Genomic DNA, 887 nt, shown 5'->3' on the forward strand with positions numbered 1-887 from the left:
ACCAAATCCTGTTGGCAGAATATTGCCAGGCCATCGAGGATGCCGGCGTGCGTCTGGACAGGCTGACCCAGCTGGTGGTGGAGACCGCGGCATCCTGGTCGATGGCCCCGGTTGTGGCCGCCTACCAAGCAATGCGCGGCGTCGCGTTCATGACCGCGGTCACCTTTGTGGTCGAGATCGGCGATGTCAGGCGCTTTGATAATCCCCGTCAGTTGATGGCGTATCTTGGTCTTGTGCCGTCGGAAAGCTCGACGGGCGAACGGGTCAAGCGTGGGGGGATTACCAAGGCAGGCAACATGCGCGCGCGAAGGGTCCTCATAGAAGGCGCCTGGACATATCGCTTCCCGGCCCGTGTAAGCTCGACAATCCAAGCACGGCTGGAGGGACTGCCAAGGGCGGTTCGAGAGATTGCCTGGAAAGGCCAGGTGCGACTCTGCGCGCGCTATCGCAAGCTGATGGCGGCCGGCAAGCCGAAGGTCGTCGCTGTCACCGCCATTGCCCGAGAAATGGCAGCGTTCCTGTGGGCGATTGGACAGGAGGTCAATCCCAAGGCAAAGATCTAATGCCCATGGCAGGCTTGAAGAGAGACACATAACTCAAAAATTGAAATCATCTGCTGTTGGACAAGGCTGGAGACAGGGCTCCGGTGGGGGAACCCTCGTCGTCTGCTATGTGGCGGATAAAATCCATGCCCGATCCTAGACAGAGGCAGCCCCAGACGAAAACACGGAAATGCGGTACCCAACCCGCGCATAAGAGTATGCCAGCCGTCGTCTAAATGCCCTGTCTCCTGCCTTGTTCAACAGCTCCACGCATATGCTTTCGTCGTCAAAGCCGGAAAGGAAAGAGTTATGACTAAAAGCTTGCAAACGAACATAAGAGCAGAC

General features: G+C 57.8%; 1 protein-coding gene. It reads left to right on the forward strand.

Going from position 1 to position 887, the window contains the following annotated elements; translation table 11 throughout:
- The coding region (locus C6558_RS38785) for a transposase (protein WP_146160994.1) at window positions 1-563 on the forward strand (563 nt) is incomplete at its 5' end.
- Between the last annotated feature and the right edge of the window lie 324 nt (window positions 564-887).

Source organism: Ensifer sp. NM-2 (assembly GCF_003024455.1).
Lineage (GTDB): Bacteria > Pseudomonadota > Alphaproteobacteria > Rhizobiales > Rhizobiaceae > Ensifer > Ensifer canadensis.